This is a genomic window from Sphaerotilus sp. (genome assembly GCF_041083715.1).
Taxonomy (GTDB): domain Bacteria; phylum Pseudomonadota; class Gammaproteobacteria; order Burkholderiales; family Burkholderiaceae_C; genus Sphaerotilus.
Genome location: NZ_JBFPGY010000033.1, coordinates 1 through 13627, shown reverse-complemented (window position 1 = coordinate 13627; position 13627 = coordinate 1). Strand labels below are relative to the sequence as shown.

The window sequence follows — 13627 nt, the reverse complement described above, 5'->3', positions numbered from 1 at the left end:
TCTCGGCGTCATCGACCATCGCCTGGCGCACATCGGCAAGCTTGCGCAGCGCATCGTCCGCACGCACCTGCAGCTGCCGGATCACGGCGAGTTCCGCCGGATCGTTCTTGAGCACCTCCTCGCGCTGGGTGACATGCTCCAGCTGCTGCCCATACGAAAACAGGGGGAAGGGACTGCCGGTCTGGTTCAGGGACATCCACACCACCGGCGTCAGGTAGGCGAGGATCAGGATGATGTACTGCGCCACCTGCGTCCACGTCACGGCCCGCATGCCGCCAAGGAACGAACACACCAGCACGCCACCCAGGCCGACGAAGATGCCGATCTCGAAGCTGAAACCGGTCAGGTGCGAGGTGATGAGCCCCACGCCGTAGATCTGGACCACGACGTAGACGAAGGACACCAGCGTGACCGCCACGACACCGACCAGCCGCGGCAGTTCGCCGCCATAGCGCGCGCCCAGAAACTCGGGGATCGTGAAGAAGCCGAGCCGACGGAGATACGGCGCCAGCAGCAGCGCCACAAGGCAGTAGCCACCCGTCCAGCCCAGGATGTAGGCCAGTCCGGCGAAGCCCTGCAGATAGAGCACGCCCGCCGTGCCGATGAAGGAGGCCGCCGACATCCAGTCCGCCGCGGTCGCCATGCCATTGAAGACCGCCGGCACGCGGCGGCCTGCGACGTAGTACTCCGCCTCGTCCGTCGTGCGCGACATCAGACCGATCGCCGCATAGACCGCCACCGTGGCGATCAGGAAGGTGCCACCGATCCAGCTGCGCGGCCACCCCATCCGCTCCATCGCCCCCAGCGCGAGGATGAACAGCAGCACGCCCAGCGTGTAGACCGCATAACGACGGAACAACACCCGCGTGAAGAGCCGCGTCTCTTCGGATGCTCCCAGCCTGGGATCAGCCATGGCGGGAGTCGCCCTCGGTCAATACCTCGCGCTCCAGGCGGTCCATCAGCCAGGCGTGTCCGACGATGATCAGCAGGTACACACCGATCGCCCCTTGCGTGGCCCACCAGTAGCCAGCCGGCATGCGTCCGACTTTCCACGCATCCAGCGCATGGGCCCACCAGGACACGCCGAAGGTGACGCCGAACCACAGCGCCAGCCCCAGCAGCGTCCACAGACACACCCGGTGCCAATAGGTCCGCTTCGGGGGTTGGTCGTGTCTCTTGTCGTCCATGCAATCACCTCTGGCGTGAATTGTGCGCAGCCGTTGTCAGACTCGCCACAGGAATGACACCAAGACGAACCGTGCAATGCAACAGCCCACCGGGATGGGTGGGCTGCTGTGCGGCGCGAGGCGACGATCGTCGCCTCGTGAGGTGCGCCGAGGCGCGATCAGCGCTTGGCCAGACGCTGCCAGGTCTCGACGACCGAGTCCGGGTTCAGCGAGATCGACACAATGCCCTCCTGCGCCAGCCAGTCAGCGAAATCGGGGTGGTCGCTGGGGCCCTGGCCGCAGATGCCGATGTACTTGCCATGGGCACGGCAGGCGGCGATCGCCCGGGAGATCAACGCCTTGACCGCCGGATCGCGTTCGTCGAAGTCGGCAGCAAGGATTTCCAGGCCCGAATCGCGGTCCAGGCCCAGCGTCAGCTGGGTCAGGTCGTTCGAGCCGATGGACATGCCGTCGAAGAACGCCAGGTACTGCTCGGCCAGGATGGCGTTGCTCGGGATCTCGCACATCATGATGACGCGCAGACCATCCTGACCACGCTTGAGGCCCTGGTCGGCCAGCATGCCGACGACGCGCTCGGCCTGCTTCAGCGTGCGCACGAACGGCACCATGATCTCGACGTTGGTCAGCCCCATGTCCCCGCGCACGCGGCGCATCGCCTCGCACTCCATCGCGAACGCCTCGCCGAACTCGGCGCTCACGTAGCGCGCCGCACCGCGGAAGCCCAGCATCGGGTTCTCTTCTTCCGGCTCGTAGCGGCTGCCGCCGATCAGCTTGCGGTACTCGTTCGACTTGAAGTCCGACAGACGCACGATCACCGGCTTGGGCCAGAAGGCCGCGGCGATGGTGGAGATGCCCTCGACCAGCTTGTCCACGTAGAACGCCCGCGGGCTGGCGTGGCCACGCGCCACCGACTCGACCGCTTTCTTCAGATCGGAGTCGATGTTCGGGTAGTCGAGGATCGCCTTCGGATGGACGCCGATGTTGTTGTTGATGATGAATTCGAGGCGGGCCAAGCCCACGCCCGAGTTCGGCATCTGGCAGAAATCGAACGCGAGCTGCGGGTTGCCCACGTTCATCATGATCTTGACCGGCGAATACGGCAGCTCGCCGCGCTGCACCTCGCTGACCTCCATGTCGAGCAGGCCGTCGTAGATGTAGCCGGTGTCGCCTTCCGAGCAGGCCACCGTGACGAGCTGGCCGTCCTTCAGGTGCTCGGTCGCGTCGCCGCAGCCGACCACCGCCGGGATGCCGAGTTCACGCGCGATGATGGCGGCGTGGCAGGTGCGCCCGCCGCGGTTGGTGACGATGGCGGCGGCACGCTTCATCACCGGCTCCCAGTTCGGGTCGGTCATGTCGGTGACCAGCACGTCGCCGGGCTGTACACGCTCCATCTCGGCGATCGAGTGGACCAGACGCACGGGGCCGGTGCCGATCTTCTGGCCGATCGCGCGGCCTTCGGCGAGGATGGTGCGGTCGGTGCTGCTCTTGAGCTTGTAGCGGTGCTCGACCTTGCCGGCCATCTGGCTCTTCACGGTCTCGGGACGCGCCTGCAGGATGTAGAGCTGGCCGTCGCCGCCGTCCTTGCCCCACTCGATGTCCATCGGGCGGCCGTAGTGCTTCTCGATGATCAGCGCGTAGCGGGCCAGTTCGGTCACATCCGCGTCGTTCAGCGAGTAGCGGTTGCGCATCTCCGGCGGCGTGTCGACGGTGCGCACCAGCTTGCCGGTGGCTGCCTTTTCTTCTGGCGTCGCGAACTCCATGCGGATCAGCTTGGAGCCCAGGTTGCGGCGGATCACGGCGGCCTTGCCGTTGCGCAGCGTCGGCTTGTGGACATAGAACTCGTCCGGATTCACAGCCCCCTGCACCACCGTCTCGCCCAGGCCGTAGCTCGACGTGATGAAGACCACGTCCTGGAAGCCGGACTCGGTGTCCATCGTGAACATCACGCCCGCGGCGCCCAGGTCCGAACGGACCATGCGCTGGATGCCGGCCGACAGCGCGACATCGGCGTGCGCGAAGCCCTTGTGGACGCGGTAGGAGATGGCGCGATCGTTGTAGAGCGACGCGAACACCTCGCGGATCTTGTGCAGCACGGCGTCGATGCCGACGACGTTCAGGAACGACTCCTGCTGCCCGGCGAACGAGGCGTCCGGCAGGTCTTCCGCAGTGGCAGACGAGCGCACGGCGAACGACGCGCCGGGGTTGCCCTCGGTGAGCTTGATGAACTCGGCGCGGATCTGGGCTTCGAACTTGGCCGGGAACGGTGCGGACTCGACCCAGCCGCGGATCTCGGCACCCGCTTCAGCGAGCGCACGCACGTCGTCCGTGTCCAACGCATCGAGGCGAGCGTTGATCTTCTCGGTCAGGTGGCTGGCCGTCAGGAACTCGCGGAACGCCTGGGCTGTGGTGGCGAAACCACCGGGCACGCGCACACCGGAGGCGGCGAGCTGGCTGATCATTTCACCGAGCGAGGCGTTCTTGCCGCCGACCGATTCGACATCGGTCATGCGCAGGTGCTCGAACGGAACTACCAGGGCGGTCGCCAGAGAGGTTGAAGACATGACAAAGCTCCATGATGTAAAAAACCTGGGGCTTCCCTGCGGCGAACGCCAGCTGTCATCCCCCACCCACTTTGTGGTGGTTGTTCGTGTGAGAGGGGGATCGGGCGTGGCATGGCGAGAAGCGATTGGGTGCCATTCTAGGGGCAGGCCGGCCTATGATGTACCTCGCCTGTACCCATTTCATGCGACCACGTTCATGCCCAACCGCACAGTCTTCTTCGTCTCCGACGGCACCGGTATCACCGCGGAAACCTTCGGCAATTCGATCATGGCCCAGTTCCCGGCCAAGCACCGCCACATCCGCCGGCCCTTCATCGACTCGCAGGAGAAGGCCGAGCAGGTCGTGCGGGAGATCAACCAGTTGGCGATGCAGGAAGGACAGCGCCCGATCGTCTTCCTCACGCTGGCCAAGAACGATGTGCGCGACCTGCTCTGCGCACAGTGCAACGCCTTGGTGCTGGACATGTTCCGCACCTTTGTCGAGCCGATCGAGGTCGAACTGGGCGTCAAGAGCAACCACCGCGTCGGTCGCTTTTCGGATGTGGCCAAGAGTCAGGAGTACCACGACCGCATCGAGGCGATCAACTTCTCGCTCGCCCACGACGACGGCCAGTCGGCACGCAATCTGGCCGAGGCGGACGTGATCCTGGTGGGCGTGAGCCGCTGCGGCAAGACGCCGACCTCGCTCTACCTGGCGATGCAGCACGGCATCAAGGCCGCCAACTGCCCGCTGATCCCCGAGGACTTCGAGCGCGACAGCCTGCCCTCGATGCTCAAGCCACACAAGCGCAAGTGCTTCGGCCTGACCATCGACGCCGACCGCCTGAGCCAGATCCGCAACGAGCGCCGCCCCGGCAGCAAGTACGCCGCGCTGGAGAACTGCCGCGCCGAGATCAACGAGGCCGAGCGGATCATGAAGCGCGAGGGCATTGCCTGGCTCTCCTCGACGCACAAGTCGATCGAGGAGATCGCCACAACGATCCTGCGCGACATCCGACCGGATCGGTTGATCTACTGATTGGGCTTACAGCGCCTGCCGCGCCGATTCGTAGAGACAGATGGCGGTCGCCGCCGCCACGTTGAGCGACTCCTCGCCACCGGGCTGCGGAATGCGCACGGTCAGACCGCAGCGCTGCATCAGCGGCTCGGCAACGCCCTGCCCTTCATGCCCGAAGACCCAGGCGCACGGCGCAGGCAGGGCCAGCTCGTGCAGCGCCTGTGTGGCGTGCGAGCTGGTGGCGATCAGGGTCACGCCCAGCGAATCGAGTTCGCTGACGATCACGCCCTCGACCAGGTGCAGCGCGAAATGCGCACCCATGCCGGCGCGCAGCACCTTCGGCGACCACAGGCCCGCACTGCCCTTCATCGTCAAGACCTGCTTCACGCCCAGCGCTGCAGCGCTGCGCAGGATGGTGCCGACGTTGCCGGGATCCTGCAGGCGATCCAGCACCACGGTCGCCACGGCAGGCAGTGGCGCCAACCCCTTCGCCGGGCCGTCGATCAGGAAACCGATCGGCGCGGGCGACTCCAGCGAGCTGATCTCGGGCAGCAGGCTGTCGTCGAGCACGCTGATCTCCTCGGCCTTCAGCGCCAGCTCGCGCGAACCGGGTTGCAGCCAGGCGCCCGCACCGACCACCGCTTGCCGCGGCCGGCCGCCCCGCGCCAGAAAGGCCCGGCACAGATGATCGCCCTCCAGCCAGACAAGGCCGAGCTTGCGGTACGCGCCCGGCTCCTGCGCGAGCCGGCGCAGGTCCTTGACCAGCGGGCTGCTGCGGGAGGTGATGTGGCGAGGTTCTTTCATCGGGTCGGATTCGGGATCAGGATCGGGGACAGGTGCAGCAAGGCAGCGGCGCGCACGGGCGCGTAGGAACGTCGGTGCTGGTCGCAGGGGCCGTGTTCGCGCAGCAGGCTGAGGTGGGCTGCGGTCGGATAGCCCTTGTGGACATCGAAGGCGTATTGCGGATAGCGCACGTGCAGCTCGGCGCAGAGCCGGTCGCGGTGGACCTTGGCAAGGATCGAGGCCGCCGAGATCGCCTGCACCTTGGCATCCCCCTTGACGATGGCCTCGGCGGGGATGCGCAGCGTCGGGATGCGGTTGCCATCGACCAGCACCTTGACCGGGCGCAGCCGCAGGCCCTCGACGGCGCGGCGCATCGCCAGCATCGTCGCGTGCAGGATGTTGAGCTGGTCGATCTCCTCGACGGTGGCCTCGGCGATGCAGCAGGCCAGCGCCTTGGCGCGGATCTCGTCGAACAGACGCTCACGCCGCTTCGCCGTGAGCACCTTGGAGTCCGCCAGACCGGCGATGGGTTGCAGGTCGTCGAGGATCACGGCCGCGGCCACCACCGGCCCCGCCAGCGGCCCACGCCCAGCCTCGTCCACGCCCGCGATCAAGCCGGGACGGTCGAAGCTCAGCGCGAACTGCTCGCTGATGAAGGGCGGCGGCTCAGCGACCGAGGATCTGCGCGATGGCATCGGTGGCTCGACGCGCCGTGTCCTGGCGCAGCAGGTGGTGCAGTTCGGTGAAACGCTGGCGCACACCCTCGCAGCGCGCGGGGCTGTCCAGCCATTGCCCGGCGGCCTGGGCCAGCGCCTCGGGCGTACAGGAATCCTGCAGCAGTTCCGGCACGACAAAACCGCGCGCCAGGATGTTGGGCAGCCCTACCCACGGCTGGTACGCCATGCGCTTCATGCGCAGCCACGACAGCCAGTGCATGTTGTAGGTGATGACCATCGGGCGCTTGAACAACGCCGCTTCGAGCGTGGCGGTGCCGCTGGCGATCAGCGTCAGGTCGCAGGCGGCGAGTGCTTCGTGCGAACGGCCGTCGATCACCTGCAGGTCGATCTGGCCGGCGAACTTCGCCACCAGCGGATCGACCAGATCGCGCACGCCACGCATGGCCGGCAGCACGAACTTCAACCCGGGCCGCTGTTTCGTCAGCAGCACCGCCGCACCCAGCAGGCTCGGCGCGATGTAGCGGATCTCGCTGCGGCGGCTGCCCGGCAGCAGGGCGATCACGGTCGCGTCTGCGGCCAGGTCCAGGGCCACGCGGGCAGCCTCGCGCGGCACCTCCATCGGGATCGCATCGGCCAACGGGTGGCCCACGTAGGTCGCGGCGATGCCCGCGCGCTGGTACAGCTCCGGCTCGAACGGAAACAGGCACAGCACATGGTCCACGGCCTTGCGGATCTTGTGGATGCGGTTGCCGCGCCAGGCCCAGATCGACGGGCTGACAAAGTGGATGGTCTTGATGCCGGCCTGCTTCAGTCGGGTTTCGAGACCGAGGTTGAAGTCCGGTGCATCGACTCCGATGAACGCATCCGGACGCTCGCGCAACAGGCGGTCGCCCAGTTCCGTGCGCATCGCGAACAGCCTGCGCAGCCGCCAGAGCAGCTCGAAGCTGTAGCCATGCACCGCCAGCAGGTCGTAGGGCCACCAGGCATCGAAGCCGTGCCGAGCCATCTGCGGCCCACCAACGCCCGAGGACTGCAGATCGGGCCAGCGCTGCTTCAGGCCACCCAGCAGCAGCCCGGCCAACAGGTCACCGGAGGCTTCACCAGCCACCAGCGCCAGGCGCGGATCAGTCGTGCGCATCACACCAAGCCGCTCAGCGGACGATGCCACGGGGCGCATTGGCCAGGAAGTCCAGCATCAGCCGCACCTCGCTGTCCGCGTCCGGCACCGTGCCCAGCAAGCCCTCGATGTCCGTCTTGGCGGCATCGAGCGTCAGGCTCTTGCGGTAGAGCGCGCGGTACATCTGCTTGACGACGCCGATGCGCTCGGCGCTGAAGCCGCGGCGCTTGAGGCCTTCCTGGTTGAAGCCATGGGCCTCGCACGGGTTGCCGGCGACCATGACGAACGGCGGCACGTCCTGCGCGATGCGCGAGGCGAAGCCGGCCATGGCATGTGCACCGACACGGCTGAACTGGTGGATGCCGGTCAGGCCCCCGATGATGGCCCAGTCGCCCACGTGCACGTGGCCGGCCAGCGTCGTGACGTTGGCCATGATGGTGTGGCTGCCGATGCGGCAGTCGTGGGCGATGTGGACGTACGCCATCAACCAGTTGTCGTCGCCGACGCGGGTGACGCCCTCGTCCTGCGTGGTGCCGGTGGACACGGTGCAGGATTCGCGGAAGGTGTTGCCGTCCCCGATCTCCAGCCGGGTCGGCTCGCCGGCGTACTTCTTGTCCTGCGGATCGGAGCCGATCGAGCAGAAGGGATAGAAGCGGTTGTTCCGGCCGATCGTCGTGTGGCCGTCGATCACGCAGTGCGGGCCGACACGCGTGCCCTCGCCCAGGCGGACGTGGGCGCCGATGATCGAATACGGGCCGACCTCGACCGAGGGGTGCAACCGGGCCGCGGGATCAACGATCGCGGTGGGGTGGATGCTGCTCATGCGCGGACGGCGGTCAGGCGATCTTGCGCATGGTGCACATCAGCTCGGCTTCGGTGGCGAGTTCGCCGTTGACCGTGGCGCGGGCCTTGTACTTGAAGATGCCGCCCTTGGCGCGCTCCAGCGTCGATTCGAGAATGAGCTGGTCACCCGGCTCGACCGGGCGCTTGAAGCGCGCGCCGTCGATGCCGGCGAAGTACACCACCGTGTCCTCGCCCGGATCCTCGCCCATCGTCGCGAAGGACAGCAGCGCCGACGCCTGCGCCAGCGCTTCGAGGATCATCACGCCCGGCATCACCGGGCGGTGCGGGAAGTGGCCCAGGAAGATCGGCTCGTTGATCGACACGTTCTTCAGCGCCTTGATGCGCTTGCCCAGCTCGATCTCCAGCACGCGGTCGACCAGCAGGATCGGGTAGCGGTGCGGCAGCTTCTTGAGGATCTGGTGGATGTCCATCTTGAGCAGGACCGGAGCGGGCGTCTCGGTCGTGTCGGCGGGCAGGATCGGCGTCGTGGTCATGGTGTCATCTTCTTTTCGAGGGCGCGCAGGCGGTCGCGCAAGGTGTGCAATTGCCGCAGCGTGGCGGCATTCTTCTCCCACGAGGCGTTGTCGTCGAGCGGGAAGACCCCGCTGTACTGCCCTGGCTTGGAAATCGAGCGCATCACGACGCTGGCAGCGGAAATGTGCACGCCATCCGCCAGCGCGAGGTGGCCCAGCACGATGGCGCCGCCACCCACCGTGCAGCCACTGCCGATGCGTGCGCTGCCGGCCACGCCAACGCAGCCGGCCATCGCACTGTGGTCACCGATCTGGACGTTGTGGCCGATCTGGATCAGGTTGTCGAGCTTGACACCGGAGCCGATGACGGTGTCGTCGAGAGCCCCGCGGTCGATGCAGGTGTTCGCGCCGATTTCCACGTCATCGCCAATGGCCACGCCACCGAGCTGCTCGATCTTTTCCCAGCGGCCTCCCGTGGGCGCGAAGCCGAAACCATCGGCGCCGATGACGACACCGCTGTGCAGCAGACAGCGTGCACCGAGGCGCGTACCTGGCATCAGCGTCACGCGAGGAGCCAGTCGGGTGGCCTCGCCGATCACCACACCCGCACCGACGAAGGCATGGGCGCCGACCACGGCATCGCGGCCGACCACGGCGCCGGCCTCCACGACGGCCAGCGGACCGACCGACACGCCAGCGCCCAGCACGGCGTCCTGCGCCACCACGGCACTCGGATGCACGCCGACCAGCGGTGTGGCGCGCGAACGTGCCGCCCACCACTGGGTCAGGCGCGCGAAGTAGAGGTAGGGATCTGGCGTGACCAGGGCAGCACAGCCAGCCCGCACACCGTCACGCACGGCCGGCGCCACGATGACGCAGCCAGCGGCCGTGTCCTGCAACTGAGCGCGGTAGCGGGGATTCGACAGGAAGCTGATTGTCGTGGCATCGGCGCTGTCGAGCGGTCCGATGCGGTGGATCAGCCGGTCACCGAGCGATTCGGCGCCGTCGTTCGAGACCAGATCTCCCCCGAGGGCCGCCTGCACCTCGTGCAGACGCACGGAGAAGACGGGACTCACTTGGTCGGTGCGGGAGCAGCGTTGAGCGCCTTGATCACCTTGTCGGTGATGTCCACGCGGGGTCCGGCGAAGACCACCGGGTCCTGCAGAATCAGGTCGTACTTTTCAGCGTCGAAGATCTGCTTGATCACGCGGTTCGCGCGCTCGACCACGGCCGATAGCTCCTCGTTCTTGCGCTGGTTCAAGTCTTCTTGGAACTCGCGGCGCTTGCGCTGCAGGTCACGCTCCTGCTCGACGAGGTCGCGCTGGCGGCGGCCTCGCTCGGATTCGGCCAGAGTGACCTGTTCCTTCTCGAACTTGTCTGCAGCGGTCTTCAGGCGGGCCGCGGCGTCGTTGAGTTCTTTCTCGCGCTTGCCGAATTCGACTTCCAGCTTGGCCTGTGCCGCCTTGGCCGGGGCTGCATCCCGGAGCATGCGGTCACTGTTCACATAGCCGATCTTGAATTCCTGCGCCGAAACTGCCGGAGACGCCAGCAGCGCAGCGACGGCAACCGTGCTGGTGGTGAGAGCGAACAGGGTCTTGACAGTCAGCGAGCGTATGAAGGAAGTCATCATCAGAATGCGGTACCGATCTGGAACTGGAAGCGTTGGATTCTATCCTGAGCAAACTTGCGGATGGGTTGGCCCCAGCTGAGTTTGAGCGGCCCGACCGGCGAGATCCAGGACAGGCCCAGACCGGCCGATGTCCGGAACGAGGCAAGGGTCGGCGTTTCGCTGTCGCCCCAGACGTTGCCCGCATCGAAGTAGCCGAAGAAGCGCAGCGTCCGGTCGTTGCCGGTCCCAGGGAACGGAAAATAGAGTTCGCTGTTGAGGTTGACGCGCTTGGTGCCACCAATATAGGCCCCCGTCACGTCCACCGGCCCCAACGAATTCTGGTCAAACGCCCGCACCGTGCCGAGGCCGCCACCGTAGAAGTTCTTGAAAATCGGGAACGCACGGCCACCGAGGCCCATGCCATGCCCGATTTCGGCATTCAGGCCGAGCGTGAGCTTCTTGCTGATCGGAAAGTACTGCTGCAACTGGTAGTTGCTGCGCAGATAGCGGGTATCGCCAAAGGCACCCCACTCCAGATTGATCCGCTGGTAACGACCGTCGGTCGGCACCAGGGCACTGTCACGGCCATCACGCTGCCAGCCGAGCGTGAGCGGGAACGACGTGCTCGACTGCCCGTAGGTGGCGCGGTAGCGGAAGAAGTTCTCCGGCAGCGCCGTGGCCGACCTGATGCTGGTGCGTTCGGCACCAACACCGAAGTAGACGGTGTCGTAGTCGGAGAATGGCACTCCGAAACGAACACCGGCACCCGGAGTGACCAGCTCGTAGGCTTCGCCCTGGCTGTTGAGCGGCTTGTTGGTGCGGTAGTAGACATCCAGCGAACGCGAGATGCCGTCGCGGGTGAAATAGGGATCGACGCTCGACAGCACCAACGTGCGTGCCGACTTGCTGGTATTGAGTTCGATGCCCAGGTAATTGCCGGAGCCGAACACATTGTCCTGCTTGATCGACCCGGTGAAGGAGAACTTGTCCGCACTGGAAAAGTTCGCACCCACCATCAGGCTGCCCGTGGGCTTTTCCTTGACGTTGACCGTCAGGTCCACCTGATCGAAGGTACCCGGCACTTCGCTGGTGTCGACATCGACTTCGCTGAAGTAGCCCAGCCGGTCGACCCGGTCCCGCGAGAGCTTGATGCGCTGACCGTCGTACCAGGCGGACTCGAACTGGCGCAGTTCACGGCGAATGACTTCATCGCGGGTGCGGGTGTTGCCCGACACGTTGATGCGGCGCACATAGACACGGCGGCCCGGATCGGCGTTGAGCACGATCTGCACCCGACCGGTGTTGCGGTCGATCTGCGGCACCAGATCCACCTTGGCGAAGGCGTAGCCGAACAGGCCGAAGCGATCCGTGAAGGCTTTCTGGGTACTCGCCACATCTTCCGCACGGTATGGCTCGCCAGGGCGGATCTTCACCAGATTCTTGAACTCTTCTTCCTTGCCCAGGAAGTCGCCGCTGAGCTTCACGCCGGTGACGGTGTAGCGCTGGCCTTCCTTGATGTTGATGGTGATCGAGATGTCCTGCTTGTCAGGCGAGATCGCCACCTGCGTGGACTCGACGTTGAATTCGAGATAGCCGCGGTTCAGGTACCACGCACGCAGCGTTTCCTGATCGGCGTTGAGCTTGGTGCGGGCATAGCGGTCACTCTTGGTGTACCAGGTCATCATGCCGCCGGTGGTGAGGTCGAGCTGACCGAGCAGCGTGCCCTCGGAAAACGCCTCGTTGCCCGTGATGTGGATGTCGCGGATGCGCGCCACGCCGCCTTCGCTCACCGCAAACGTGACGTTGACGCGGTTGCGGTCCACGGGCGTGATGGTCGTGACCACCTCGGCACCATAGAGACTGCGGGTCAGGTACTGGCGCTTGAGTTCCTGCTCGGCGCGGTCGGCCAGGGCCTTGTCGAACGGCTGGCCTTCACCGACGCCAATGTCCTTGAGCGCCTTGATCAGCGTCTCGCGGTCGAACTCCTTGGTACCCGTGAAGTCGACGCTGGCGATGACCGCCCGCTCCTCGACGACCACGACGGCGACCTGGGCGTCCACCTCGATGCGCACGTCCTTGAACAGCCCGGTGGCGAACAGCGCGCGCAGGGCGGCAGCGCCCTTCTCGTCGCTGTACGTGTCCCCCACCCGGAACGGCAAGGCGGCGAACACGGTGCCGGCTTCGGTCCGCTGCAGGCCCTCGACACGGATGTCCTTGATCACGAAGGGCTGGACAGCCAGAGCGGGCAGTGCCGCGGACGCCACCAGCACCGCAACGGCACAGGCACGGGAAGAGAGAGCGAAGTGGTAGGCGGGTACGCGCATGCGGTCAGTGCAGGCCCAGGTAACGGGCCACATCGTTGTAGAGGGCGAGCGACATCATGAGCAGGATCACCATGAAACCGCCGCGTTGCAATCTGGCGGTCCAGAGGTCGGAGATCGGCCGACCGATGGCACCCTCGATCAGATAATACAGGAGGTGCCCACCGTCGAGCATCGGCAGCGGGAGCAGGTTCAGGACACCCAGACTGACACTGACGACCGCGAGGAACCCGAGGTAGTAGGCCAGCCCAAGCTCGGCGGACTGCCCGGCGTAGTCGGCAATCGTGAGCGGGCCGCTGAGATTCCTGAGCGACGCTTCACCGATGAGCATGCGACCGAACATGCGCAGCGACATCATCGACATGTCCCAGGTCCGCACCAGGCCTTGCTGCAGACCTTCAGCGAATCCCAACGTGATCAGGTCCGTCTGTGGCCGACTGCCGACAACGGCCTCGATGCGCCCGATCTGGAGACCATGGTCCTCGACACGCACCGGCCGGATCTCCAGGACCATCGAACGCCCGGCGCGGTCGATCTGCCAGGACTGCGGCACCGGATCTCCCTGGACACCCGAAGCCCGGATCTGCGCACGCAGGCTGGTCGCGTCGACCACGTCGTGTCCATCGACCCGCAGCACCCGGTCACCAGCGCGCAGTCCGGCGCGTTCCGCCGGCCCACCCACCTTGATGTCACCCAGCACGGGCTCCGAATACGCGGACACCAGCCCAATGCGACGCACCAGTTCCGCATCGGCTTCATTGGCATCCAGACCGGACAACGGCAACGTCACCTCATGGCGACCACTGCCTGCGCTGCTGGTCACTTCCAGCCGCAGATCACGGTCTTCGAGCGCAGCACGCGTGAGCTGCCAGCGCAGATCGGTCAGCGAGGACACGTCCTGCCACTGCTCCGAATCGACCGACGACCAGCGACGCACCCACTGTCCGGCTTGAAGGCCGGCATGCTCGGCGAGACTGCCGGCAGCCGGCGAGCCGATCACGGCGCGTGGCTCCTGCGTGCCGATCCACGACGACGCCGCGTACAGCAGCACCGCCAGCA

General features: G+C 66.1%; 13 protein-coding genes. 1 reads left to right on the top strand and 12 read right to left on the bottom strand.

Annotated elements, in window-relative coordinates; all coding sequences use genetic code 11:
- From AB3X43_RS01585 to ppsA, 3 genes are all read right to left on the bottom strand, one after another.
- On the bottom strand, positions 1 to 913 hold a 913-nt coding region (locus AB3X43_RS01585), incomplete at its 3' end, for a VC_2705 family sodium/solute symporter (protein WP_369428140.1).
- On the bottom strand, positions 906 to 1187 hold the full coding sequence (locus AB3X43_RS01580; RefSeq protein ID WP_369428139.1) for a DUF4212 domain-containing protein: 282 nt from the start codon (positions 1185 to 1187) through the stop codon (positions 906 to 908). The genes AB3X43_RS01585 and AB3X43_RS01580, both read right to left, overlap by 8 nt.
- A 158-nt stretch (positions 1188 to 1345) precedes the next feature.
- Positions 1346 to 3748 (bottom strand): phosphoenolpyruvate synthase, encoded by a 2403-nt coding sequence (gene ppsA / locus AB3X43_RS01575; RefSeq protein ID WP_369428138.1) that lies wholly within the window; start codon positions 3746 to 3748, stop codon positions 1346 to 1348.
- 196 nt (positions 3749 to 3944) lie between these two features.
- Between ppsA and ppsR the strand changes: the two genes are divergently transcribed.
- Positions 3945 to 4766, top strand: coding sequence for a posphoenolpyruvate synthetase regulatory kinase/phosphorylase PpsR (ppsR, locus tag AB3X43_RS01570; RefSeq protein ID WP_369428137.1), 822 nt, complete (start codon positions 3945 to 3947; stop codon positions 4764 to 4766).
- A gap of 6 nt (positions 4767 to 4772) precedes the next feature.
- Here the strand turns inward: ppsR and AB3X43_RS01565 are convergent, their stop codons facing one another.
- The 9 genes from AB3X43_RS01565 to rseP all read right to left on the bottom strand — a co-directional run.
- Complete coding sequence (locus tag AB3X43_RS01565) at positions 4773 to 5549, bottom strand: TrmH family RNA methyltransferase (protein ID WP_369428136.1); 777 nt, start codon at positions 5547 to 5549, stop codon at positions 4773 to 4775.
- Positions 5546 to 6223 carry a ribonuclease HII gene (rnhB, locus tag AB3X43_RS01560; protein WP_369428135.1) on the bottom strand — a complete coding sequence of 226 codons (678 nt, stop codon included), beginning with the start codon at positions 6221 to 6223 and terminating at the stop codon, positions 5546 to 5548. The genes AB3X43_RS01565 and rnhB overlap by 4 nt, the downstream gene beginning before the upstream one ends.
- Entirely contained in the window at positions 6195 to 7343 is a 1149-nt protein-coding gene (gene lpxB, locus AB3X43_RS01555) for a lipid-A-disaccharide synthase (protein ID WP_369428141.1), read from the bottom strand. Before lpxB ends, rnhB begins: the two co-directional genes overlap by 29 nt.
- A 13-nt stretch (positions 7344 to 7356) precedes the next feature.
- Entirely contained in the window at positions 7357 to 8145 is a 789-nt protein-coding gene (gene lpxA / locus AB3X43_RS01550; protein WP_369428134.1) for an acyl-ACP--UDP-N-acetylglucosamine O-acyltransferase, read from the bottom strand.
- 13 nt (positions 8146 to 8158) lie between these two features.
- Positions 8159 to 8596, bottom strand: coding sequence for a 3-hydroxyacyl-ACP dehydratase FabZ (gene fabZ / locus AB3X43_RS01545; protein ID WP_322590545.1), 438 nt, complete (start codon positions 8594 to 8596; stop codon positions 8159 to 8161).
- Between the two features lie 59 nt (positions 8597 to 8655).
- On the bottom strand, positions 8656 to 9714 hold the full coding sequence (gene lpxD / locus AB3X43_RS01540; protein WP_369428133.1) for a UDP-3-O-(3-hydroxymyristoyl)glucosamine N-acyltransferase: 1059 nt from the start codon (positions 9712 to 9714) through the stop codon (positions 8656 to 8658).
- A complete protein-coding gene (locus AB3X43_RS01535; protein WP_369428132.1) occupies positions 9711 to 10265 on the bottom strand; it encodes an OmpH/Skp family outer membrane protein in 555 nt (184 codons plus the stop codon). The genes lpxD and AB3X43_RS01535 overlap by 4 nt, the downstream gene beginning before the upstream one ends.
- A gap of 2 nt (positions 10266 to 10267) precedes the next feature.
- Positions 10268 to 12571, bottom strand: coding sequence for an outer membrane protein assembly factor BamA (bamA, locus tag AB3X43_RS01530; protein ID WP_369428131.1), 2304 nt, complete (start codon positions 12569 to 12571; stop codon positions 10268 to 10270).
- Between the two features lie 4 nt (positions 12572 to 12575).
- Positions 12576 to 13627, bottom strand: a 1052-nt coding sequence (rseP, locus tag AB3X43_RS01525) for an RIP metalloprotease RseP (protein WP_369428130.1), incomplete at its 5' end; no start/stop codon positions are given.

Bases quoted from the DNA above. Each gene is read 5' to 3' on its own strand.
- AB3X43_RS01580 (WP_369428139.1), bottom strand. From the start codon at position 1,187: ATGGACGACAAGAGACACGACCAACCCCCGAAGCGGACCTATTGGCAC.
- ppsA (WP_369428138.1), bottom strand. From the start codon at position 3,748: ATGTCTTCAACCTCTCTGGCGACCGCCCTGGTAGTTCCGTTCGAGCAC.
- ppsR (WP_369428137.1), top strand. From the start codon at position 3,945: ATGCCCAACCGCACAGTCTTCTTCGTCTCCGACGGCACCGGTATCACC.
- AB3X43_RS01565 (WP_369428136.1), bottom strand. From the start codon at position 5,549: ATGAAAGAACCTCGCCACATCACCTCCCGCAGCAGCCCGCTGGTCAAG.
- rnhB (WP_369428135.1), bottom strand. From the start codon at position 6,223: ATGCCATCGCGCAGATCCTCGGTCGCTGAGCCGCCGCCCTTCATCAGC.
- lpxB (WP_369428141.1), bottom strand. From the start codon at position 7,343: ATGCGCACGACTGATCCGCGCCTGGCGCTGGTGGCTGGTGAAGCCTCC.
- lpxA (WP_369428134.1), bottom strand. From the start codon at position 8,145: ATGAGCAGCATCCACCCCACCGCGATCGTTGATCCCGCGGCCCGGTTG.
- fabZ (WP_322590545.1), bottom strand. From the start codon at position 8,596: ATGGACATCCACCAGATCCTCAAGAAGCTGCCGCACCGCTACCCGATC.
- AB3X43_RS01535 (WP_369428132.1), bottom strand. From the start codon at position 10,265: ATGACTTCCTTCATACGCTCGCTGACTGTCAAGACCCTGTTCGCTCTC.
- bamA (WP_369428131.1), bottom strand. From the start codon at position 12,571: ATGCGCGTACCCGCCTACCACTTCGCTCTCTCTTCCCGTGCCTGTGCC.